The sequence below is a fragment of the Alteromonas sp. M12 genome (assembly GCF_037478005.1).
Classification (GTDB): Bacteria; Pseudomonadota; Gammaproteobacteria; order Enterobacterales; family Alteromonadaceae; genus Aliiglaciecola; species Aliiglaciecola lipolytica_A.
In genome coordinates this window covers 3370001-3394773 of record NZ_CP144164.1, presented here as the reverse complement: position 1 = coordinate 3394773, position 24773 = coordinate 3370001, and the positions used below count along the sequence as shown (strand labels likewise).

The 24773-nt window shown below is 40.0% G+C and carries 20 protein-coding genes; 14 read left to right on the top strand and 6 right to left on the bottom strand.

The features are described from left to right. The first annotated feature begins 309 nt into the window (after positions 1-309). The gene (locus tag VUI23_RS14655) at positions 310-1212 is read left to right on the top strand and encodes a DUF350 domain-containing protein (protein WP_342804812.1); all 903 of its coding nucleotides are present in this window, start codon (positions 310-312) and stop codon (positions 1210-1212) included. A gap of 15 nt (positions 1213-1227) precedes the next feature. On the opposite strand, the gene VUI23_RS14650 is transcribed toward VUI23_RS14655, so the two are convergent. Further along, a complete protein-coding gene (locus VUI23_RS14650; RefSeq protein WP_342804811.1) occupies positions 1228-1590 on the bottom strand; it encodes a GIY-YIG nuclease family protein in 363 nt (120 codons plus the stop codon). Between the two features lie 85 nt (positions 1591-1675). Between VUI23_RS14650 and VUI23_RS14645 the strand changes: the two genes are divergently transcribed. Both VUI23_RS14645 and hldE read left to right on the top strand, forming a co-directional pair. After that, positions 1676-2326, top strand: a complete 651-nt coding sequence (locus VUI23_RS14645) for a hemolysin III family protein (protein WP_342808302.1) — start codon at positions 1676-1678, stop codon at positions 2324-2326. A gap of 65 nt (positions 2327-2391) precedes the next feature. Continuing rightward, on the top strand, positions 2392-3819 hold the full coding sequence (hldE, locus tag VUI23_RS14640; protein WP_216048090.1) for a bifunctional D-glycero-beta-D-manno-heptose-7-phosphate kinase/D-glycero-beta-D-manno-heptose 1-phosphate adenylyltransferase HldE: 1428 nt from the start codon (positions 2392-2394) through the stop codon (positions 3817-3819). Between the two features lie 80 nt (positions 3820-3899). Here the strand turns inward: hldE and VUI23_RS14635 are convergent, their stop codons facing one another. Beyond that, positions 3900-4742 (bottom strand): mechanosensitive ion channel domain-containing protein, encoded by an 843-nt coding sequence (locus VUI23_RS14635; protein ID WP_216048091.1) that lies wholly within the window; start codon positions 4740-4742, stop codon positions 3900-3902. Positions 4743-4943: 201 nt separating this feature from the next. On the opposite strand from VUI23_RS14635, the gene VUI23_RS14630 reads away from it, so the two are divergent. After that, complete coding sequence (locus VUI23_RS14630) at positions 4944-6029, top strand: XrtA/PEP-CTERM system-associated ATPase (protein WP_216048092.1); 1086 nt, start codon at positions 4944-4946, stop codon at positions 6027-6029. A gap of 746 nt (positions 6030-6775) precedes the next feature. Here the strand turns inward: VUI23_RS14630 and VUI23_RS14625 are convergent. The 4 genes from VUI23_RS14625 to VUI23_RS14610 are packed head-to-tail and all read right to left on the bottom strand — an operon-like array spanning position 6776 to position 11708. Further along, positions 6776-8389, bottom strand: coding sequence for a TIGR03016 family PEP-CTERM system-associated outer membrane protein (locus VUI23_RS14625; protein WP_342804810.1), 1614 nt, complete (start codon positions 8387-8389; stop codon positions 6776-6778). Between the two features lie 12 nt (positions 8390-8401). After that, positions 8402-9421: an XrtA-associated tyrosine autokinase gene (locus VUI23_RS14620; protein ID WP_342804809.1), complete on the bottom strand. Its 1020-nt coding sequence runs from the start codon at positions 9419-9421 to the stop codon at positions 8402-8404. Further along, positions 9418-11022 carry an XrtA system polysaccharide chain length determinant gene (locus VUI23_RS14615; RefSeq protein ID WP_342804808.1) on the bottom strand — a complete coding sequence of 535 codons (1605 nt, stop codon included), beginning with the start codon at positions 11020-11022 and terminating at the stop codon, positions 9418-9420. The genes VUI23_RS14620 and VUI23_RS14615 overlap by 4 nt, the downstream gene beginning before the upstream one ends. Before the next feature lie 50 nt (positions 11023-11072). Then, positions 11073-11708 (bottom strand): XrtA/PEP-CTERM system exopolysaccharide export protein, encoded by a 636-nt coding sequence (locus VUI23_RS14610; RefSeq protein WP_342804807.1) that lies wholly within the window; start codon positions 11706-11708, stop codon positions 11073-11075. A gap of 158 nt (positions 11709-11866) precedes the next feature. Here VUI23_RS14610 and VUI23_RS14605 point away from each other — a divergent pair, with 158 nt between their 5' ends. Genes VUI23_RS14605 through VUI23_RS14560 form a run of 10 tightly spaced genes read left to right on the top strand, consistent with a single transcriptional unit; the run spans position 11867 to position 24694 of the window. Then, entirely contained in the window at positions 11867-13276 is a 1410-nt protein-coding gene (locus tag VUI23_RS14605; protein ID WP_342804806.1) for a TIGR03013 family XrtA/PEP-CTERM system glycosyltransferase, read from the top strand. 28 nt (positions 13277-13304) lie between these two features. Next, positions 13305-14117, top strand: a complete 813-nt coding sequence (locus VUI23_RS14600) for an XrtA system polysaccharide deacetylase (protein ID WP_216048560.1) — start codon at positions 13305-13307, stop codon at positions 14115-14117. Next, on the top strand, positions 14118-15164 hold the full coding sequence (locus VUI23_RS14595; RefSeq protein WP_342804805.1) for a FemAB family XrtA/PEP-CTERM system-associated protein: 1047 nt from the start codon (positions 14118-14120) through the stop codon (positions 15162-15164). 6 nt (positions 15165-15170) lie between these two features. Beyond that, entirely contained in the window at positions 15171-16364 is a 1194-nt protein-coding gene (locus tag VUI23_RS14590) for a TIGR03087 family PEP-CTERM/XrtA system glycosyltransferase (RefSeq protein WP_342804804.1), read from the top strand. After that, positions 16361-17815, top strand: a complete 1455-nt coding sequence (gene xrtA, locus VUI23_RS14585) for an exosortase A (RefSeq protein ID WP_342804803.1) — start codon at positions 16361-16363, stop codon at positions 17813-17815. Before VUI23_RS14590 ends, xrtA begins: the two co-directional genes overlap by 4 nt. Positions 17816-17860: 45 nt before the next feature. Next, positions 17861-19003: a TIGR03088 family PEP-CTERM/XrtA system glycosyltransferase gene (locus VUI23_RS14580; RefSeq protein ID WP_342804802.1), complete on the top strand. Its 1143-nt coding sequence runs from the start codon at positions 17861-17863 to the stop codon at positions 19001-19003. Between the two features lie 10 nt (positions 19004-19013). Then, positions 19014-20912 carry an XrtA/PEP-CTERM system amidotransferase gene (locus VUI23_RS14575; RefSeq protein WP_342804801.1) on the top strand — a complete coding sequence of 633 codons (1899 nt, stop codon included), beginning with the start codon at positions 19014-19016 and terminating at the stop codon, positions 20910-20912. Between the two features lie 12 nt (positions 20913-20924). After that, positions 20925-22121 carry a TIGR04063 family PEP-CTERM/XrtA system glycosyltransferase gene (locus tag VUI23_RS14570; RefSeq protein ID WP_342808300.1) on the top strand — a complete coding sequence of 399 codons (1197 nt, stop codon included), beginning with the start codon at positions 20925-20927 and terminating at the stop codon, positions 22119-22121. Between the two features lie 26 nt (positions 22122-22147). Next, the gene (locus VUI23_RS14565) at positions 22148-23332 is read left to right on the top strand and encodes a glycosyltransferase (protein WP_252729065.1); all 1185 of its coding nucleotides are present in this window, start codon (positions 22148-22150) and stop codon (positions 23330-23332) included. A 3-nt stretch (positions 23333-23335) separates the two neighbouring features. Continuing rightward, a complete protein-coding gene (locus VUI23_RS14560) occupies positions 23336-24694 on the top strand; it encodes an AMP-binding protein (protein WP_342804800.1) in 1359 nt (452 codons plus the stop codon). Positions 24695-24773 lie beyond the last annotated feature (79 nt).

Below are 24773 nucleotides of genomic sequence, written 5' to 3'. Positions count from 1 at the left end.
CAACCAAATTGGAGTTGTCTTGAATGATCATAAATATCAATGCTATATCATGTGCCGCTACAATCAAAAGGTTAAATCAATTCTGTACTAGATCTGAACTTTTAATTTGTTTCTAACGTTTAATTATATTAATTGATTGTATTTCACTAGGGCGACAAGATTTTTCACGAATGAATTGTGAGGGATGCCAAATATAAAGCACAAAAGCAGCGGGTAAAATTCGTGCAGTAACGCTAACAACTCTAGTGTTTTCTAGCGTTAAACTGTTAATATGAAAATTGAAACATTAGAAGTTTGGAATTATTGTTTATGCAAGATTTGGTTAACTTAGTGCCATTATCACCTGAGACTTGGGTTTATCTGGGGATTGATATTTGCATCGCTATTTGCCTGTTATTTGCCTTGCGGTTGATGTCGGGAAAAATGGCATCAGTAAGTACCACCGAGGAACTTGGCTCGCAAGACAATATAGCCTTCGGCATTAGTGTAGCTGGACGCATGTTAGCGCTATGTTTGGTGTTATCTGCGGCTGCCGCGAGCTCTGACACAAATGGCTACCAAGAAGCTGCTTTGAGTATGTTGTTGTATGGTTTAGTCGGTATCTTTTTGATAAAAATTGGCAGAATTTTACACGACAAGATTATTTTAAATCGCATTAACAAAGAAGAAATGATCAAAGAGCGCAATACCAGCGTTGCAATGATAGATGCCGCTAGCTCAGTTTCTACCGCCTTGATTGTCAGTAACGTTATGTTATGGGTTATTGGCACCGATTTAAACGCTTTGTTTGCGGTCATATCCGGATTTATCGTTACCCAAGCTATTTTGTTAATCAGAACACGCATTTATGAACGTCGTTTTCTGGCCACTAATCAAAGTAGCACATTCCAACAAACCATTGGCAAAGGTCAATTGGCTGTTGCGGTTCAGCATTCGGGCAATTTACTTGCAACGGCAATCGTTGTTTCAACTAGTAGTAACCTGCTGATTTATAATCCAACCGGTTACGTAAGTAATTTAACCGGCTGGTTGATTGTCGGTATGGGATTATCTTTATCATTGGTTGTACTGGTGATTATCGCCAAAAAGGTTATTTTGGCTGGTTTGAATTTAGTTCAGGAGGTTGAACAGCAGCACAATGTAGGTGTAGCTAGTATTGAGATGGTCCTCAGTGTCGGTCTTGCATTAATTGTAAGCGGATTGTTTACTTAGTCTGACATTAATTATTCAAGTGTCAGGAGAGGTACCCGTCATCAATTTATTTTCGATTTGCTGTTGAAGCTCATTTAGTTGGCACTGCTCAACTTTGATTGGGTCTGATGGCAGATTTAACTGCCCCTTAATTATTTTCAATTTTGTCGTTCTTGATTGTTTTTTGAACCAATACTCGAGCTTTAAAGCGCTTGAATGGTCGCCGACTATTGCCGCATATTTTAATACTAACGGGCCTTTTCCCCGTAACGCTTTTGCGCAACGTTTGGAGTTGCTGGCATGTTCATAGAATCGCCTAGATAAATCAGTGCAAATTCCGCAATAGTTCATACCTAATCGGTTTTCGATCATGTAAATCGACCATTGTTTTTCTACCATCGTTCGCCTATAAATAATTCAGTGTACAAGTGTACGCTCAGTGAGTACACTTAAAATTCTGTCAACCTTAGAACAGGATTTAATCGTGAGACCGGCTTCATTAGTCAATACTTCCGAGCAAGCTTATTCCCACAAAGAAGAAGTCATGAATGTTGTGAGTCATGCTATTGGCTTAGTTTTCGCGATTATCGGTTTAGTATATCTTGTCTTAAGAAGTGACACAGCAACATCGGTGACATCATCTGCTATATATGGGGCAAGCTTAACCATTATGTTTTTGTCGTCGACAATTTATCATTGGGTGAGAGGCCCCCATGCCAAGCAATTTTTCAAGTTATTGGATCATAGTGCAATATATTTGTTGATAGCTGGTACTTACACGCCGATTTTGGCCATCAGTATTGGCGGTTGGGTTGGATGGACTTCAATAGCTGTTATCTGGTCGATTGCAATATTCGGCGTGGTGTTTAAGTGTTTTGTTCGTCATCGTTTTCCTAAAGTATCTGTTATCACCTATTTAGTCATGGGATGGTTGTCGGTTATTTTGGTCTACCCGTTATACCAAAATTTGGCAGCATATGGCCTATTACTGCTGGTGGCCGGAGGGCTGTTTTTTAGTATAGGCGTAATTTTCTACGTTAAAAAACATCTGGCGTTTACCCATGCCATTTGGCACCTGTTTGTTATTGCTGGGTGTGCTTGTCATTATTTCGCTATTTACTATTTTGTTATTTAGAGTAAAGCAATTCCTTTTAACTTAAGTATAATTCAGCTAATTAAGTTTAGTTACGGAATAGGTTTATGCTGTTACCTGATTTTTCGAAAAGTCGTATCCTAGTCGTGGGCGATGTCATGCTCGATCGATATTGGACCGGTCCTACAGGACGTATTTCTCCAGAAGCCCCAGTGCCTGTAGTGGCGATTCGTGATATCGAAGACCGGCCAGGAGGAGCTGCAAACGTAGCAATGAATGTGGCAGCGCTAGGGGCTAATGTGACATTGCTGGGCATGACTGGGCAGGATGAATCTGCTCAGATTCTGCAGCGCGGCTTAAATTCTTTGGGTGTTTTGTGCGATTTTTGTCAAATATCCGGATTTGATACCATCACCAAGCTTCGGGTATTGAGTCGAAATCAACAATTAATTCGTTTGGACTTTGAAAAGAGTTTTGCTGACGTAGATAAAGCTCAATTGCAAGAACGCTTTATTCAGCACCTAGAGAACGCCGATTTAGTTATATTGTCTGACTATGCTAAGGGCGCTTTAAGCGATGTGGAAACGCTGATAGCTCTTGCTAAACAGCACAATGTGCCAGTGGTTGTTGATCCTAAAGGGGACGATTTCGACAAATACCGTGGAGCTACGTTATTGACACCGAACATGGGTGAATTCGAAGCCATTGTTGGTCAGTGTCATGACGAAAGTGTTCTGGTTGAGAGAGCCCAGCAACTTATCTCAAACTTAGATTTAGATGCCTTCTTGTTGACCCGTTCAGAAAACGGTATGACGCTTTTGCAAGGCAATCAGGATGAAGTTCACTTCCCAGCTAAAGCCAAAGAGGTGTATGACGTAACTGGGGCAGGGGATACTGTTATTTCAACTTTGTCTGTCGCAATTGCTGCTGGTTGCAGTTTTTCTGAAGCAAGTTTTCTAGCGAACACCGCAGCAAGCATCGTGGTTGGAAAGTTAGGAACATCCACGGTAAGTAGCTCTGAGTTGCGTCAAGCAGTCGAGAAAGTTGAGCATTATGGTCGAGGGGTTATGACCCAACAGCAGTTGTCCATTGCTGTTCACAGTGCCAAGCGTAGTGGTGATAAAATTGTGATGACCAATGGTTGTTTTGATATTCTCCACGCAGGCCACGTTTCTTATCTGGAAAATGCCGCAAAACTCGGTGATAAATTAATTGTCGCAGTGAATTCCGATGATTCAGTGCGTCTTTTAAAAGGCCCTGGAAGACCGGTGAATAACGTTAATCGACGTATGTCGGTATTGGCTGGTTTAGCGTCAGTTTATTGGGTGGTTGAATTTGATGAGGACACTCCCGAGCGTTTGATTAGCGAATTGTTACCGGACGTGCTGGTCAAAGGTGGGGACTATAGTGTTTCTGAAATCGCCGGTGGCAAGCAAGTTATGGCAAACGGTGGGGAAGTGAAAGTACTGAATTTCGAAGACGGTGTGTCTACATCAAGTATCATCAAAACAATAGTGCAATCCACGGATACCTGATTTAGGTATCCGTAGTGTTCGTTATTTAGGTATCAGCAGTGCTCATTGCTGCATATTTACTGCAGCTAATTGCTGCCAATTTACTTAGCTTGAAATAGATGCACATCCCGTTGTGGGAAAGGAATTGTGATGTCGTTTTCGTCAAACGCGTATTTCACTTTTTCATGTAATCCGAAATGCACCTGCCAATAGTCTTCACTTTTTACCCAACAACGGGTGAGTATATTAATAGAGCTGTCGGCGTGTGCAGAAACAAAAATTTCCATCTCAGGATCGGTTAAAATGCGTTCGTCAGCACTTAATACATCTTTTAGAATTTGTTTTACTTTAGCAATATCATCGTCATAACTAATCCCAAAAGTGACTTCTACACGACGTTTTTCTTCGCAAAATAAATTAGTAACACAACCGTTAGAAAGTAATGAGTTGGGGATGACTACCCTTCGATTATCAAGAGTCAGTACAATCGTATTAAAAATTTGAATTTCTTTGACTTTACCTAAAAATCCCTGAGCTTCAATGACATCACCGGCTTTAAAAGGTTTAAATAATAAAATCAGCACCCCGCCAGCAAAATTGGCCAAACTGCCCTGTAGTGCGAGTCCTATAGCCAAACCAGCTGCGCCAAGCATAGCGATTAACGACGCTGTTTCTACCCCTATCATTGAGGCAAACACTATTACTAACATTAGTTTGAGCGTGACACTGATTATACTGTGTAAAAATTTGTTTAAGGTCTCGTCAACTTTAGCCCCTGCCAAAGCTCGGTCAATGCCCTTTAAAATGACGCCAATGACCCAAAATCCAACAATTAATACGACCAAGGCGAGCACTAGCTTTGGCCCATAGGTCATTGATAACTCTATTCCTGTCTCAGTGATCATATCAATCGTATCTGAGCCATTTTGCATAGTTTCGTCCATTTTTTGTACCGCTTGAAGGTTGCTTGAATTGAGAGTATTGCAAAGTTTAAAAGAAAAGCATAAATTTTTATTTGCATATATCAAAAGGGTAGTTTTCTCCTTTTAAGCATCGTCATTTTGTATAAAAAATTTGCGACTTGCAGCACACCCCGCTAAGCTACTCACCTCAAAAGTAATCAGTATCTCAGGTGATTTTGCGCTATGTATGAAAATTATTATGGACTCTCGTCGAAGCCTTTCCAACTTACACCTGATCCTAGTTTCTTTTTTGCCAGTAAATGGCACAAAAGAGCTATGTCTTATCTTCAATATGGATTGTCGCAGGCGGAAGGATTTATCGTAATTACTGGTGATATAGGTACCGGTAAAACAACTATTGCTAATAGTCTTCTTGATAACATCGAAGATGATATTGTGGCTGCACAAATTGTGACGCCAAAGCTGTCGCCAGATGAATTAGTAAAAATGGTTGCTAGTAAATTTGAAGTCGATACGTTAAATAAAACCAAAGCTGACATTCTAAAAGACTTGGAAAAGTACTTATTTGATTTGCACAAGTTAGGCAAGCGAGCACTGTTGATTGTGGATGAGGCGCAAAACTTACCGTTGGAAACAATTGAAGAGTTGCGAATGCTGTCGAACTTTCAACAACAAGGTAAACCATTGCTACAGAGCTTTTTATTGGGGCAAGAAGAATTGCAACCGATTCTAAGAGCACCCAATATGGAGCAGTTTCGTCAGCGTATTGTTGCATCATGTCATCTTGCGCCTCTCAATGAACCCGAGTGCAGGGAATATATTGAGTACCGCTTAAAACATGCGGGTTTAGAAAATGACAAACTGTTTGCAGACGGTGCCTTTGACAAAATATATCAATTTACCAACGGCGTTCCTCGCCGAATAAATACACTAATGGATCGAATTCTTTTATATGGATTTTTAGAAGAGCTGACGTATTTAGATGAAAAGGCGGTTGATACCGTGACTGCAGAAGTGGCTGATGAAATGTTCCGTCCCGAAGAGGGGACAGGGGTAACACCATTGCCTGCTGCAGGACAACCGCAGCCCAAAGCCCCCGAACCAAAGACTGACGGTGGGGCTGAGGTGATGTCTGAGTTGACACCTGATGGCAGAGTCAAAGATGTACAATATTACAAAACCATGTTGAATGAATTGACTGACGCATTAGATAACGCTATCAGCCATAAAATAAAATTGACTCGCTATATCGACAATTTATTAAAGAAAAAATATAAAACTTATGTTCGCTTGAAATCGGATGACTAAAAACTAGACCTGAAATTTCAACTAATTGATTGAATTAATAGGTAAATTGTTTAAAAATGTGGTTTTACAATTTTACCTATGAAATTAATTGGTTGAAATTTGAACTATTTGTGTGTATTAATCTCTAATAGTTCTGGAGTATTTATTTTACCGATATTTTGGGGGAGCCATGAGACCGTTAAAAAGTGCAGGAAACAGTGGGGCTAGATTCCACGACCAATTTAGAAACAGAAGAAAGGCGTATTTTCACGGTAAATATAATCGAGAAATATTTACCGTATTAATTGCTGTATCTATCCTAAGTTGGGTTTTGGCTAGCGCTAAAGTTATTTGACAGAACCTTACCGCGCTCATTGATTAAAACTAAAGATATATTAGTTGAGTGACTGTTGAGGGAAGTTAGCTATTGGCTGCGGATTTATCGGTCGATTAATCCTCCGCGTGTCCCATTTTCTCGGTAATTAATTCCTAAAAACGTATTTATAACGCAGGCAGTATTTATTTATCTTACTTTGGTTTGAAGCTACTTTGATGTGTAAAAATAAAGATATATACATTACAGCTGAATTAAGAGATGAGGAACTAGCATTGAGTTCTTAACAATAATTTACCCTCGTATTAAGAACTATCCTCTTTAACGCTTCTATTTTCGCCGCAGTTGACTAATCCTAAATAATCTTAAATTACTATAACTTTAAATCAATGTTAGTTTAAGTTAAGTCGAGACTTATACACCAACCGCAGAATTAAAACAGTTTGTATTTTAGCTGCAATGAAATTCGGTCAGAATCAAAATCCCGATTTTGCACGGGGGAGCGACGAAGTGTATGTTGATAACTAATCGTAGCGTTGAGATCTCGATTTATTTTTCGAGTGAAGTTGATATTTGCACTTAATACTTCGTCGTTATCTGCGCTCAATCTATCTTCATCTACTGTATTATCAAAACGAGTGTAAGTTAAAGAACCGCTAAGCGTCGACTTACGATTCATTTGTAAGCTGTTATTCAACGATATGGTTTGGGTTTGCTGTTCCCGTGAGCCGTCTAAATATTCTGTATTTGTATTTCTAAACGTCAGGTTAGAATTTACTTTACGGAAGCTGTAACCAATATTTGCTATAAAACTTTTTCTTAGTATTTCGGCTTCACTAATTTCAGGAACAATAAAACTGAAGTTCGAATATTCTTCCCCAGGTTGCAGCTCATAATTTATAGAGGGAGGCTGAAAGCACTGCAATATATCACTAGATCCAATAGGGCAAACAAAAGAACCGGTAATAACGTCACCCGCAATTAACCGCGTGTAGTTAGTTACATCTTCTTCATAAGTTATTTCGGTACGAATTTTTCTAGTTTTATGACTTAGCCCTAAGCTACCACTTTCTCCATAAAATCGGCGTCCGTATTCTCCGTGTATAGATGTTCTTGAAGTGAAGCGCCAATTAAATTTCAGGCCCAAGAAACCTTGGGTTTCATCCTCGTCTCTCGTGGAACGATTGTAAGTCACATCGATAAAGCGCTGTGCAGAATGATACCAAGATAAACCTAAACCATAACTATTGTAATCAAAGTTACTTGTAGAATCTGTATCAGTACTACTAATTTCATTTTTTTCACTTTGCCCGGTGAATACCAGGTTCAATTCGCTAAACAAACCTACTCTAAAATCGCCTTGATACATTTGTGATATAGAATCGTTGAAACCAGAACCATTTGTTTCATTGTAGGTACCAACAAGGTTCCAGTTAACTAATTTTACTTCATCACCAGAGTAGATTTGAGCATTTAAGGATGTATTGTCACTGTCCAATTTACTATTGGTATAAACTTGTCTATCACTTTTTACATTGGAATAACTGCCGCCCATTCCTAAACCAATCCAATCTCCTTGACTCAAATTAAGATTGAAACTGGCAGTATTTCTTTGCGTTTTAGATAACTCTTGGCTTCCAAATAACTCATCATTTACCAAAGCGTTTCCTGCAATGGTATTATTATATGACTGCGCACCAACTGCCGAGAGAGTAAGCACATTTTCTATCACATTTAATCGACCGTTATAATCAAAACTAGTAAAGGTATTGTTTTGATTAAGTTCGATATCACTAGCTCCACCACTAGCATTATTGTTAACTTTGATATATTTAACGTTCGCAGCGCCTTGTACTTTTTTAGCTGTGTACACGGCTCCCAAAGAGGGTTGCAAGGTTAAAATATTGGACTTACGACGAGAAAAAGCCTCAGATTTAGACGAGTCATTTACATAAGACGCCATAAAATTAGAATTGAATTTTAACTCAGCATTGGCTAGCGTTGAAAAAGCAAGCGTTCCAGATGCAAAAACATAAACTAATTTCAAAATTCTTCCCTACTACTTTTTCTCATCGCTACCATAGTAATAACCGTAATATCCTGCACCGTTACTATTATTTTGTTTAGACTTATTAAGCACAAATCCTTTTGCCATGTCTGGATTAAGATGCTCAACGGCTTGGGATAATCTATTTAATGAGGTTTTGCCTTCCTGCACTACAACCACAGCTTGCCCTGCTAGATTCGCTAATATGGCAGTTTCGTTTATGCCCAATAAAGGAGGACTGTCTATGATTACAACACGGTCTGGATAACGATTTGCAAACTCACTCACGGACTCCAACATTTTTTCACTGGCCAAAAGCTCGGTAGACAAATGGTGAGACTTACCCGCAGGGATGATTCTCAAAGTATCTAAGCTGGTATGATGAATAACGTCTGCTAAATCATCTACTTCCCCTAACAAATACTCCATTAAACCACTTTCAAATGGTTGATCGATAGTTTTCATTACGCTGGGTCTAAGCACATCTGCATCAACCAGTAACACTGTTTTATCTTGTTCCAAGGCTATACTTAACGCTAAGTTAATGGCCGTAAATGTCTTGCCTTCATTTGGGTTCGGACTCGTTACCATCACAATATTTGCGTTGGTCAAAGTTTTTGACAAAGGACCAAAAGCGTTACTCAAAACTTTACGTTTTATCGCGCGATATTCTTCATTGATGGTATTGCGTCCCATGTTAGAGACAAAACCTTCTTTTTGAATATGGGTTAAAGGAATGAATTTTTCCTTTGACGTCTCGTAGGACAATACTTCTGGCTCTTTATCAGAGATAACAGGCTCTTGTCTTTCATCTGTTTGTGTAAGAATGTCGCTTTGTTGAGCTGCTGAGCTCTCATTTTTAACATCTAAATCAGTTTTAGACTCTAAACCACTGTTTTCACTGCTTGCCTCACTCTTAGCGTTTTGGGCTATTTGCTGGGCTTTTTCTTGAGCTGCTTCTAGAGTTGATTTCTCTGAATTCTCAGCCTTCAATTGTTTATTCTTTTGTAGTGCTTTTTCTATAGTACTCATATCAAATTCCCCAAAAGATAAATAGGCAATCTACCGTACACAATATCAGCATATACTAATCCAATAAATATCAACAATAATGCAAGGCTTGAAGCACTAAATACAAGCATTCTACGCCGATCTACCTTAGCGATAGCCTTTGCATCGATATGGGAAACTTTACCAAATACAGGAATACCAAAATTACTTACTAATTGACTAGGACTAAGTACAACAGGGTTAATTTGGCTAACTAAAAACGCGATACCAAGACCTGTGCCAAAACCGACAAATAAAATCATTGAATAAAACAATATTCTATTTGGCCCAGAAGGTTTGGTAGGCAGGGTAGGAGGATCGATTACACGAAACTGTACATCATCGGAAGTTGCTTCAGCTTTACGTGATAGTTCAGCTTGTTCACGGCGACTTATTAACTCGAGGTATTTTTCCCGAGTAATTTCATAATCTCGGTTGAGACCTTGAGCTTCCGCTTCAATTTGCGGAACTAAATCAACAATCTTCTCTAACTCGGCGATCTTCGATCGAATATTATCAGCTCGAACATTCAGTTGAGATAATTGGCCTTCATACTGTGCAACAGAAAGTTTTAATTCTTGATAAACGGGATTTTGGTTAATATTCCCAAATTGACTGTAGGAGCCAGTTTCTTCAGCCACATCACTTAAACTTTTTATATGCGCTTCACGTTCGTCATATAAATTCTCAAGTAAGTTTTTGGTTTTGACGACTTCAGGGTGAATTTCTGTGTATTGGATAAGTAAGTCATCAATGCTACTTTCAAGGGCTGCAATTCGATTATCATACTTAGTAGAAATCGAAGGAGCCACACGAGAATCTGGGGCTGCCAAACCGAAAACTGGAGCCTCGCCAATCATTTGCGCTTTAGCCGCTTCTAATTGGGAGTTAAGTTCTAAAATGCGTAATTCAGTGGACTGTAGTTCACTTATTTGACGTTGTAATTGACTGTAATAGTCACGGCTAGAGCCTGGGGCACGGTCAATGCGGCTAACTTTAAAGGCTGCTAATCGTTGTTCAGCTTCTTCAAGTCGTTGCTCGTATTCCTCAATTTGGCGATTAATAAACTCTTCTGCAGAGTCACTACTTTGGCGATTGTTGCCTAACGAGTTTTCGACAAATTCATTGAGTGTTATTTGAACGATTTTTTGCGCTAGTTCAGGGGAAGGGGAATTATATCTGATACTATAAATATTCTGCTCAGCAGTACTATTGAGCTTAATATCCCTGCGCATGTTATTTATCAAGTCATCCATTTCAGCTTGGGTGGTCACGGTAATGTCAAGATCCGCTTCCCTGGCTATTTTTTCTAAATTTGGACGACTCAATAAGGTTCGCGCTACAAGGTTAACTTGTTCACTGGGGTTATTGTATACAGCGAGCCCCCTCAAAAGTGGACGTAACAAGCTACTGGTATCAACAAATAAACGCGCAGATGATGCATATTGGTCTGGTAAATTAGCCACATATGCCCATCCGAGTGGACATATTAACCAAGTCGATATGATGATATAGCGTTTCTTTATCCAGACACCTTTTACATAGGTGTGGATTTGATCTATCGCTTCCTGAATTCCTAACATAGATAAGTCTTTTTAACCTTTAATTTACTAATTATTACTAACTGTAAAGCCTAAAACCAAGCTTCTGGAATAATTAATATGTCACCGGGAAGGATATCTACATTGTCTGAAATATTCCCTTCTTTAACCAGTGAATCCAATCTCACTGAGAATTCCTTTTGCTCACCATTTACGACTCTGATTAATTTGGCACCGTCTCCGTCTGCAAATTCAGTTAGACCGCCTACTTGAATCATCAAATCCAATAACGTCATGTCCTCAGAGTAACTAATAGCTCTCGGTGAAGATGCTTCGCCAACTACTCTAACTTGCTCACTAAAAGGGCCGTTGAAACCACTGACACTGACTGTCACGATAGGATCACGTATATATTTGCCAAGTTCCTGTTCTAAGTCACGGGCTAGAGCTGTAGGGGTTTTACCGGAAACTGGGATGTCTTCAACCAATGAAGTTGTAATCATGCCATCTGGACGAACCAAAAATGATCCGGATACATCTGGGTTACGCCATACAAAAATCGAAAGGTTATCTCCTGGACCGATCAAATAACTGTAGTCGTCTATATTCGTGGTTAAAGATGCTCTTGTAGTTGCTTGAGGCAAAGAATTGCCTGAGCTGGTACATGCATTTAACGCCGTAAATGCAGCAGCTGCAATCAATAATTGAGCTATTCTACTTGCTTTCATATTATGTCTTTCCTATCCAAACAGAAACAAATGTAGCAAATCAGCCATTTACCCGAGCGTTATAATCTCTATAATGGCTGACCAGAAAAGTTAGTCTATCTCAAATAATTCGTTTAGCATATGATAAATTTAGCAAAAAAATCCATAGGTAAGAGCTAATGGCAGCGACCAACAAACAAAATAAAAGGTCCAATGCTCTTGTTCTCGCAGAAGCAGTGATCGTTTCTTATTCTGCGTACTTAGCAAACTTTTTAGTAGTGAGTATTCTAGATGTAGAATCTCCAAGCATTTTAAAACTAGCGGCTAATATCTCTCTTATGACCTTTTTAGTGTTGGTTTCATCTCTCTCTGTGGGATTGTATGAAGCCAAATTAAGAGAAACCTTCCGTGGCATTATAAGACGAATCTTTGTTAGCTTAGCCCTAACTTATTTCGTTGTAGAAGTAATAACCAGTACCTTTATGGAAGAGCTGAGGATGCATCCTTACTTCCTGCCAGTTGCTGCTGGAGTAGTGATTCTATCTCTTGTCACATTCCGTTATTTTACCAATCGTTTAGGTCTACTTGGACTTGGACGTACTCGAATCGTGGTAATTGGAGCCGGTGAAAGAGCTTCAATTATTGAAAAAAGAATGCGTAGAGATGTTGATAGGTTGGGATTCGAGTTATTAGGTTTTATCCCTATCCCAGGAGACAATCGTGAGGACGGTATCCGTAACGAGCGCTTAGTACACGTTAAAATCGATGATAATTTCCGTAATTATGTAATTGATAATGAAATCGACGAAATTATTATTGCCTGTGACCAACGCAGAGGAACGTTGCCAATTGAAGTCTTATTTGATTGCAGATTACGCGGTGTGGAAATTACCGATTTACTTGATTTCATGGAACGTGAAACGGGTCAGATTGTGGTGAATTTGATGTATCCAAGTTGGGTCGTGTATTCAAATGGATTTAACTCCCAAAACTATTTGCGAGATGTTCTCGAATATGGCATCAATGCATTCGTTGCTATATTTGTGATGCTGTTTACTTGGCCGTTTATGTTGTTGACCGCTGTTATTATCTATTTAGATGATGGGCGCCGGACAGGTACCTCTGTTTTTTATAAACAAGAGCGAGTGGGCTTAAATGGCAAGCTGTTTAAAATAATAAAGTTCCGCAGCATGCGCCCTGACGCCGAAAAAGACGGTGCAAAATGGGCCTCACAAAATGATAATCGAGTAACTCGTATTGGTGCTTTCATCCGGAAATATCGTATCGACGAATTACCGCAATTAATTAATGTGCTGAAAGGCGAAATGGCATTTATTGGCCCTCGTCCAGAACGTCCGCAGTTTGTTGAACAATTAATAAGGGAAATTCCATATTACAATCAACGGCATAACGTGAAGCCGGGACTGGCAGGTTGGGCACAACTCAATTATCCTTATGGCGCAAGTGTCGAAGATTCGATGGAAAAGTTAAAATTCGATCTTTATTACGTGAAACATCAAAGTTTATTGTTAGATATGCTTATTTTTATTCGAACAGTGGAAGTTGTATTGTTCGGAAAGGGACGATGAAGTGGTAAAAAATACGGCGCTAAATGCTATGACAGTTGATGTTGAAGATTTTTTTCACGTTTCTGCATTCGACTCAATTATCAAGCCTGAAGACTGGGATCAATATAAACCCCGTGTTGACGCTAATACGCGCAGGTTGCTTGATGTTTTCGCTAAAGCCGATGTGAAGTCTACGTTTTTTGTTCTTGGATGGGTCGCAGAGCTTTATCCGCAACTGATTAAAGATATTCATGCCCAAGGCCATGAAATTGCTAGCCATGGTTACGCACATCGAAGAGCTTATCAGCAGAACCGTAAAGAACTCACTGCCGACATTACCCGCTCAAAAAATCATTTAGAAGATTTAATTGGTGAGCCTGTTATCGGTTATCGGGCACCAAGTTTCTCTATTGGTTATGATAACGAATGGGCGTTTGAAGTGTTAGCAGAGTTGGGCTTTAAATATAGCTCTAGCACTTATCCGGTTAAACATGATTTGTACGGTACACCTGATTGGCCTAGGTTTGCTTACCAACGACCAGAAAATATTATCGAAATTCCTATCCCTACGTTAAAGCTAATGGGCAAACAAATTCCTATTGGAGGTGGGGGCTATTTTCGATTATATCCGTATAAAATGACTCGAATGTTAGTGAATCGCTATTTGAGTCAGGAAAAACAACCTTACTCTTTCTATTTTCATCCTTGGGAGATTGATGGTGCGCAGCCAAGATTAACTAATGCCCCATTAAAATCGCGTTTTAGACATTATATCAATTTGGATAAAACCGAGGCAAAATTAGAAAGATTACTGGCAGACTTTAATTGGTCAACGATGAAAGACGTGTATGGAGTAGCATAAGTGACGGAAAACTACCAACTTTGTAAGTTAGGTGACGGTGCGCAAGAGTCGCAAAAATGGGATGATTTTGTAGATAGTATTGATACCGGCACTTTTTTCCATTTAACAGGTTGGAAACGAGTTATTGAGTCGGTTTACGGTCACTCCTGTCATTATATTTATGCAACCATTGATAACACTATTGTCGGCGTTCTACCCTTAGTTGAACAAAAAAGTTTACTCTTTGGTCATGCGCTCATTTCCACGCCATTCTGTGTCTACGGCGGTGTTGCTTCAGACTCTGAAGAGGCCACATTATTTTTAGAAAAGCAGGCTATTGAACTCGCCCATAAACTTGGGGTGGATTATTTAGAAATGCGTTATCCATTTGCGCGCAATAATCCTGATTTAACGGAAAAATGCGCCCACTCCTCTTTTGGTTGGGAGCTCGCTGATACACCAGAAGCGATCTTAGCGGGTATCAAAAAGAAACAAAGAGCCGTTGTTAGGCATTCTTTAAAAAATGATCTTAGTTTTCGTATCGAAGAGGATACTAAAACAGCCTACGATGTGTATTCTGAAAGTGTTCGCAACTTAGGGACGCCAGTATTTCCGAAAAAGTATTTCGCGGCATTAAAACAAGAGTTTGCTGAAAACTGTGACGTATTGACCGTAGAGAAAGACCATAAAGCAGTTTCTTCGGTGCTTAGTTTTTATTACAAAAATCAAGTCTTACCTTTTTATGGTGGAGGCTTGTTTGATGCCAGAGCACTGAAAAGTAATGACTTTATGTATTACCAGTTGATGTGCCATGCGTTGGAAAATAAACAATGCAATTACTTTGATTTTGGTCGAAGTAAAGACGACTCAGGTGCGTTTAAGTACAAACGTACTTGGGGTATGGAACCGGTTGCGTTGCACTATCAATTTCATTTGGTAAAAGCTGAAGCATTACCTAATTTAAGTCCAAATAATCCAAAGTATCAGTTCTTTATCAAAATGTGGCAAAAACTGCCTGTTTGGTTGAGTCGTCGCATTGGACCCTTTCTATCCAAATTTTTGGGATAGAAGCGAATGAATAAGCCGCCGCTGCTTTTTTTGTGTCACCGGATTCCTTTTCCACCCAATAAAGGTGATAAAATTCGTTCGTTTAATATGCTCAAAGTATTGAGCGAACGATTTGATATTTATTTAGGCAGTTTCGTGGATGATCCCTACGATTGGCAATATGCATCAAAGATGGATAAATACTGCAAGCAAGTCTTTCTGATTAATCAGAATAAAACCTGGTCCAAAATCAAAGGGTTAACTGCTTTTATTAGCGGTAAGTCAATTTCTGAACCCTATTACGCGAACCCTAAGATGCAACAATGGGTAGATAAAACGTTGCGCCAGCAACAGATTACACAAGTGTTCATCTACTCTTCGGTGATGGCTATGTTTACTTCATCCCATCAACAAAGGATTCATCAGGTTGTCGACTATGTGGACGTTGATTCAGATAAATGGCGACAGTACGCAGACAACAAGACAGGCATCAGTCGTTGGGTTTATCGACGAGAGCATCAGAAATTAAAAAGATTTGAAAATCGAGTTTGCGAGCGTTCGCAGCATGCTTTATTTGTTTCTGATCCTGAAGCAGAGCTATTTAAACAACAATTGCCAACGCTTCAGCATGGCAAGGTACAAGGTTTGTTGAACGGTGTTGACGTGGATTACTTTTCACCTGATAGCGACATTGAAGCGGTAACCGAACAGGTGGATGTGGTATTCACTGGAGCAATGGATTATTGGGCAAATGTCGATGCGGTGATATGGTTTGTCAATCACGTTTGGCCTAAAATCAGAACGCTACACCCAAATGCGACTTTTTACGTGGTTGGAGGCAACCCAACTGCGCAGGTTAAATCGTTAAACAATACTAATGGTATTGTGGTTACCGGCAGAGTGAAAGACGTTCGACCCTTTATACGCAGCGCCAAAGTATCTGTGGCTCCTTTACAAATCGCCAGAGGGATTCAGAACAAGGTGTTAGAGGCTTTATCTATGGCCAAGCCAGTAGTGGCAACAAGTATGGCAATAGAAGGGATTGACGCTAAAAACGAACATATCAGAGTGACTGATGATGCAGAGCAATTTTGTTCAGCGGTTTGTCATTATTTGGATACTCCTGCAGAAGTACCCGAAAATCGTCAGTGGATTATGGAAAATTTACAGTGGACTGCCACTATGAGCAAGTTAGCTGGATTATTTAAGGTTGAATTATGACATTTTGGAAAAGTAGTATCTTCAAATATTTAATCGCGATATTTATTGTTTGGGGAGCTGTTTTCTTTGACAGTATTTCGTCAACAGTCGCCATATGGATTCGTTCAGAAACCTTCACCCATTGTTTTATTATTTTACCTATCTGTATTTACCTGATTAAACTTAAATGGACTAAATTAAATAACGCCACACTTCAACCTTCCTATATATCGTTAATTTTTGTAGTCGGCACTATTTTTGTTTGGCTATTTGGCAGCATGGCGCAAGTTTTAGTAATAGAGCAGTTAGCAAGCTTTGCTATGTTACCTATGATGATTTGGTGCGTGATGGGCAATCAGGTCGCGCGTATCCTGCTATTTACATCGTTCTTCTGGCTATTCAGCGTTCCTGCAGGTGAGTTTTTGATTCCCCAGTTACAAGAGTTAACCGCTGATATTACTGTTTTTGCGATCCAATTGACCGGTATTCCAGTATTCCGCGAAGGACTCTATATCGCTATTCCAGGAGGTCTATTTGAAGTGGCGGTAGCCTGTTCGGGGATTCGATATTTAATCGCTTCGTTTACTCTAGGTACGTTGTTTGCATATTTGAATTATAACGGTCTTAAGAAACGTCTGATTTTTATCCTGTTCTCAATCTTTTTACCATTACTGGCTAATGGAATAAGAGCCTACGGCATAGTGATGATCGCTCATTTGTCGGACATGAAATATGCTACAGGGGTCGACCACCTTATTTATGGTTGGTTATTTTTTGGTTTGGTTATTCTGATTATGTTTACTGTTGGGGGGAGATGGGCTGATCCGCTTCCGAAAACTGAAAAACTAGAAAATGAAGCTGGACCAGATTATCCCGTTTCTTCGATAATCAAACCTGTAGTAGCGTTGGTATTCATACTCGGAGTAAGCATAGGTTATAAATCAGCTTTCGAGAATCCAGTCAGTCCTGTTAACCCAGATTTTGCCGCAAGCTTTAATCTCGATGAGACGTCCAACACTGCAACTTGGTTGCCGATTTTTCATAATCCAACCAGTGTTTATCGTGGCACCAATGGTGACGTTGAATTCTTCATTGCGTATTACAATGCGAATATTCAGGGACAAGAATTGATTAACGGACGCAATAAACTGTATAACATCGAAAAATGGTCAATTGTGTCGGAAGATAGAAACCCAACTTATCGCTCGATGCAAATAATTGATAATTATGGGAATAAACGTTTATTAAGTTATACCTATGTCACTCCATGGCGGGTGACACACAAATCCTTAGAGATTAAATTGGTACAAGCCATTCAGGCGCTGTTTGGTCAGGCTCAAAATGGCTACTTGATTATGTTGTCAGTTCCTGATGACAAGAATGAAAAAACCAAACAAGCGCTAGAGAATATGTCGCAGCAAATTTTTAATGATGAATTGCAATCATTACTGAATGAAAGCAAGACTGAGTGAAGACAATTCTAGCTAAATTGAGATTGAGTAGGGAATAACATCGACATGGATTTCAAAAAGATTCACATCATGCATATCATTTACCGGTTTGACACCGGTGGATTAGAGAATGGTGTGGTCAATCTGATAAATCGTTTAGACTCTCAAAAGTACCAACATACAATTGTTACTTTGAAAGGTTATTCCGAGCTTTTTTGTCAACGTATTCAAACTCAAAACGTCGAATTTTTTGATTTAGCAAAAAAAGATGGTAACGACATCAGTATCTTTTTTAAATTGCGTAAATTATTAAAAAAGCTCAACCCAGATATTCTGCACACTCGTAATACTGCTACTATCGAAAATCAGCTGGTAGGATGGTGGTGCAGGGTGCCATACCGTATTCATGGTGAACACGGTTGGGATGTCAATGATATGCATGGGCAAAACAAAAAATATCAAATGCTTAGGCGCTTTATGAAAACCTATATTCATAAGTATGTTGCGTTATCTACTGAAGCCTTTGATTATTTGCGCGATACGATTGGTGTTTATACTGATGACATCCGACATATTTGTAATGGTGTCGATGTCGATAAATTTACTCCTCAAAATTCTGACCTCAGCTTATTTCCTGAACATTTCGCTACCGAAAACATGCTTGTTTTTGGCACTGTAGGTCGTTTAGCCGAAGTTAAAAATCAACCCTTTTTACTCGAAGCATTCATCGCGCTTGTTGGTCAATTTCCTGAACATAAAGAGCGTCTCCGTTTAGTCATTGTTGGTGATGGCGTGCTGATGGAAAAAATGTTGGCTAGGACACAACAAGCAGATTTGTCATCGCAAGTTTGGTTTGCTGGTAATCGTTCCGATGTGGCGCAACTAATGAACTGTATGGATGTTTTTGTATTGCCTTCCTTAGCTGAGGGGATTTCGAACACTATTCTTGAAGCATCGGCAAGCGGCTTACCGGTGATTGCCACCAATGTTGGTGGAAATCCTGAATTGATTGCAGCAGATTTAAAAAAGTCACATCTAGTTGAAGTTAATGATATTAACGCACTAGTCTCGGCGATGAGTCAATATGTTAGTTCACCTGAACTTAAGCATAAAAATGGCCTTATCGTAAGAAACCATTGCGTGGCAAACTTTAGTATAGATACAATGGTTGGGAAATATAATGAGCTTTATCAAGCCTTTAGTGGTTGAGGATTAACGAATGTGCGGAATAGCTGGTATTTTTCACCTGTCAGATCAAACCCGAGTTGATGCTGATTTGATTGCAAAGATGAATGATCGACAAATTCATCGAGGACCTGATGCAGGTGATTACTTTTTTGACCCAGGCGTGGCGCTTGCTCACAGACGTCTATCTATTATCGATTTAGAAGGCAGCCCTCAACCGATGTTAAGCGCTGATAAGCGTGCTTGTGTTGTGTTTAACGGCGAAATATACAACTTTAAAGAATTGCATAAAGAGCTTTCTGCTAAAGGTTACACATTCAATACCCATGGTGACACTGAAACTATCCTTAATGCTTGGTTAGAGTGGGGGGAAGAATGTGTACATAAATTAAGAGGGATGTTTGCCTTTGCGATATGGGATAGACAAAAAGAGTGTTTGTTTATTGCCCGTGACCGTTTGGGCATTAAACCTTTTTTCTACAGTCTATTACCTAGCGGTGAGTTTATTTTCGGCTCTGAATTAAAAGTCATCACAGCTCACCCAGCTTTTAATCGTGACCTTAGAAATACCACTATTGAAGACTACTTCAGCCTAGGTTATGTTCCAGAGCCTCACACTATTTATCAAAACGCCTTTAAGTTGTCACCTGGTCACACCTTAATGTTGCACAAAGGTGATAGAGGATTACCAGAATCTAAAGAGTATTGGGATGTACCTGTAAACTATGACCATCCGCTCGATCAGAAGGAAATCGATGAGCAACTTGTAGAGCGTCTCAAAGAAGCGGTCGATATTCGTATGGTTGCTGATGTACCTTTAGGTTCATTTTTATCCGGAGGCGTAGACTCAAGTGCCGTTGTCGCTATGATGTCGCAGTTGCAAACGGAACCTGTGAATACCTGTGCAATCGGTTTTGATGTAAAAGAGTTTAACGAAACAGAATATGCACAATCAGTCGCAGATCGATATAAAACCAATCATCGTGTTGAAGTGGTTGGCCAAGATGATTTTGATTTAGTCGATCAATTAGCGCATTTATACGATGAACCCTATGCAGATAGTTCAGCAATTCCTACATTTAGAGTCTGCGAATTAGCGAGGAAACACGTTACCGTAGCGCTTTCTGGTGATGGTGGCGATGAGTTATTTGCAGGCTATAGTCGCTACAGAATGCATCAGGCCGAAGAAAAAATTCGCAACTTATTACCTTTGGGTTTGCGCAAGCCAATCTTTGGTCCACTAGGCAAGTTATATCCAAAAGCGGATTGGGCTCCTAAATTTTTGCGGGCTAAAACAACCTTTCAATCCATGGCAATGGATACTGTAGAGGGCTATCACAACACCATGAGTATTCTGCGTGCAGATGATAGAGCCAAACTATTTTCAGAAGACTATAAACAAAGCCTTAATGGTTACACTTCGCTGGAAATCTTCCAAAAATACGGTGATAAAGTTAAACATTTGGATGAAACCAAAATAGCCCAGTATATCGACATGAAAACCTATTTGGTTGGCGATATTTTAACTAAAGTCGACAGGGCTTCCATGGCACATTCTCTTGAAGTTCGAGTGCCTATTATCGATCACAAATTTGTTGAATGGGCGTTTAACGTGCCTACTAATAAAAACCTTGCTAACGGGGTCGGAAAACTCTCATTCAAGAAGGCATTAGAACCGCATCTTCCCCATGATGTTCTGTATCGCAAAAAAATGGGGTTTGCCGTGCCTTTAGCTAATTGGTTTAGAGGACCTCTGAAAGAACGATTGTATGAAGGGGTTTTATCTAAACAGATGACTGAATCAGGTTATTTCAACAAGTCACAATTACAACGATTGATTAATGATCATATTTCTGGGCGACGAGACAACAGCGCGTCATTGTGGACATTAATGATGTTTGAGTCATTTTTACGTCAACAAAAGGCGCAGTAAGCCGTGAAAATAATGCACATTTTAGATCATTCCATCCCGTTGCACAGTGGTTATACTTTTCGTACTCGCTCTATTTTGAATCAGCAGCGTGCTCGAGGGTGGGAAACTTGTCATGTTACTAGCGCTAAACAAGGGATATGTGAAGCTGAAATTGAAGATGTGGATGGTTTAAGGTTTTATCGAACTAAACCACCTACAGGGTTAAGCAGCAAACTCCCCGTGTTAAATCAATTATCCTTAGTGAACCCTCTGCGAGATCGTATTTTAGAAGCGATTGAAATTGAGAAGCCGGATATTTTGCATGCTCATTCACCGGCCTTAAATGGTTTGGCGGCTATCAAAGCAGCCAACAAAACCGGACTACCTTTAGTCTATGAAATTCGTGCTTTTTGGGAAGATGCAGCGGTTGATCACGGTACCTGTAAAGAAGGCGACTTACGTTATCGTTTGACACAAAAAATGGAAACTCACGTGGTTAATAAAGCAAATGCTGTGACCACTATTTGCCAAGGCCTGCGTCAAGATCTGCTTGCTCGGGGCATTGCAGACAGTAAGATTACCGTTATACCCAATGCAGTCAATATTGACCAATTCAATATTATCACTGAGCGTAATCAAGCATTAGAAAAACAGTACAATTTAAATAACAAAGTGGTGCTGGGATTCCTTGGATCCTTTTACGGTTACGAAGGATTAGACTTAATCGTTGCCGCTTTGCCACAAATTCTTAAAACTATTCCTAATGCTGTATTTTTGTTAGTGGGTGGCGGACCTCAAGAACAGAATTTAAAAAATCAGATTAAACAACTTGGTTTGCAAGAGCATGTGATTATGCCTGGCCGCGTTCCTCATTCTGAAGTAGATAAATATTATAGTTTGGTTGATTTACTTGTTTATCCACGAAAACCCATGCGTTTAACTGAATTGGTGACGCCGCTTAAACCGTTGGAAGCTATGGCGCAAGGGAAACTTGTTCTTGCTTCTGATGTGGGGGGGCACAAAGAATTGATTGAAGACGGCAAAACCGGTTGGTTGTTTGACAGTGGCAATATTGATGCGCTGGCCAATACAGCTATAAAGGTTTTATCAAATCGTGATTCTTGGCCTGCAATGGTTGAGAATGGACGTAATTTTGTGATGCAAATTAGGAACTGGAAAAACTCAGTTGCCAATTATCAGTCTATTTACGAAAATTTACTGAGTAAGTGACAATGAAACGCCCAAGAATTGTTGTCTTGAGTTCTTTATTCCCTAACTCAGTGCGCAAACAATCTGGCTTGTTTGTGCGTGAAAGAATGTTTCGCGTGGCAGAGTATGCCGACATTGAAGTGATAAGCCCTGTTCCATGGTTTCCAGGACAAGGTTTGATTCGGTTTTTCAAACCTAATTATCGCCCTATGCCTGAAAAAAAGGAAGTTCAGCAGGGGATCACCGTTCATTTCCCTCGATTTTTATCTATTCCGAAGTTTTTTCGAAAGTTAGATGGGGCGATGATGGCCCGAGCGGCTTACAAAGTACTCAAAAAATTAGAGCAACAACACAAAATTGATATTATCGATAGCCACTTTACTTATCCTGATGGATTAGCTGCGACTAAACTTGCTAAGCGCATGAATAAAAAAGTCACTATCACATTGCGCGGAACAGAATTAACCCATAGCAAAGATCCTGATAAGTTGAAGTTAATGCTGCAAGCATGGCAAGACGCTGATCACATGATTTGTGTCGCCGACTCACTAAAACAGCTTGCCGTATCTCTAGGTGCTGATGGGAATAAATTTACGGTTGTAGGGAATGGGGTTGATACCCATAAGTTTTCCGCGATGAGTCCGCATAAAGCGCGACAATTTCTGGCAATCGAAGAAGATGCTAAAGTGCTTATTACGGTAGGCGGTTTGGTCAAACGAAAAGGCTTTCATCGGGTTATTGAATGTCTTCCTGAATTATTAAAAATCTATCCTAATTTGGTTTATCTAATTGTCGGTGGAGCGAGTGCCGAAGGTAATATTGAAGCTGAATTGCGTGCACAGGTCAAAAGGTTAGGGGTGGAGAGTCAGGTTAAGTTTTTAGGTTCACTACCTCCCGATAAGCTCAGTAATCCTCTATCATCTGCAGATCTCTTTGTGCTTTCGACTGCCAATGAAGGTTGGGCCAATGTTATTCTAGAGAGTATGGCCTGCGGTACGCCTGTTATCGCCAGTGACGTTGGCGGTAATAGTGAAGTCATAAATAGTGACGATGTTGGCGAGATAGTGCCTTTTGATGATCATTTGGCGCTGCTGACATCACTCAAAAAAGGCTTAAACAAAGAGTGGGATCGACAGGCTATCGTTGAATATGCACAGCAAAATCATTGGGATACCAGAATGGCTAAAATTATGGATATTTATAACAATTTATTGAGCCCAAAGGAGCACTAGTTTATGTCTGGAATGTATACCAAAATAGTCTCTAATGTGCTGTTTCCTTTGCATGAAAAGCTTAAAAAGCATGATACGGTTAAAATTCGAAAATCGTTAGAAAAGTCCCAGTGGTTTGATAAAGAAACCTTGCAGCAGGAACAATCGAATCGGTTGCAGCGTTTTATCCAAACCGTATATAAAAATGTGCCCTATTATCGTCAAATGTTTGATTCATCGAACATCAGTCCTAATGACATACAAAGCGCCGAAGATCTGGTCAAATTGCCGTTTTTAGATAAAAGTAAGATTTCTGCTAATTTTGACCAACTAAAATCAGATGTAGCTGGCCCGTTAGCCCGGTTTAATACTGGTGGCTCAAGCGGCCAACCGCTGATATTTCTATTGGGTAATGAACGTGTTTCTCACGATGTCGCTGAAAAATGGCGTGCTACGCGCTGGTGGGATGTGGATATTGGCGATAAAGAGATTGTTGCTTGGGGATCACCCATTGAGTTAGGAGCGCAAGATAGGGTGCGATTGATTCGTGATGGGTTGTTTCGCTCTGAATTAATTCCTGCATTTGATATGACAGAACAAAAGCTGTTGTCATTTTTGAAAACCATTCGAGATACTAAACCGAAAATGCTATTTGGTTATCCCTCGGTGTTCGATTTGCTGGCGAAAACCGCTAAGCAACATGGAATGGAAATGAACAATTTAGGCATTAAGGTCGCGTTTGTTACCTCAGAAAGACTTTACCCCTATCAGCGCGAGAGTATTGAACAAGTGTTTGGTTGCCCAGTCGCTAATGGTTACGGTGGTAGAGATGCTGGATTCATTGCTCACCAATGTCCTGAAGGCGGCATGCACTTGTCTTATGAAGATATAGTCGTGGAGATAATCGATCCCCAGGGCAATCCGCTGCCGGCAGGACAATCTGGTGAAATTGTTGTTACCCATATGGGGACATCTGAGTTTCCATTTATCCGCTATCGGACCGGTGATATTGCCATTATGTCCGATAAAAAATGTGCCTGCGGACGCGGTTTACCCATGCTTGAATCAATTGAAGGGCGCAGTACCGATTTTGTTGTAGCTGCAGATGGGACAATTTTGCATGGCCTTTCTCTAATTTATATTCTCAGGGATATCAAAAGCGTCGAAGCGTTTAAAATTGTGCAAGAGTCGATGCAACATACCCATGTGCAAGTTGTATCAAAAAATGGTGAAGTCGATGAGCAGACGCAGAATATTATTATTACCGGAATTCAAGCAAGACTTGGCGCAGAAGTATCTGTTACTGTAGAATCTTTAACCGAAATTGCCCCTGAGAAATCCGGCAAATATCGATATGTAATCAGCAAAGTGAGCGTAACATGATAGACAGTTTGTATCTTATGGCTGATATTGCAGCTATTTGTTATATGTTTTGGTGGTCGAGTATGCAGGATGATGACTG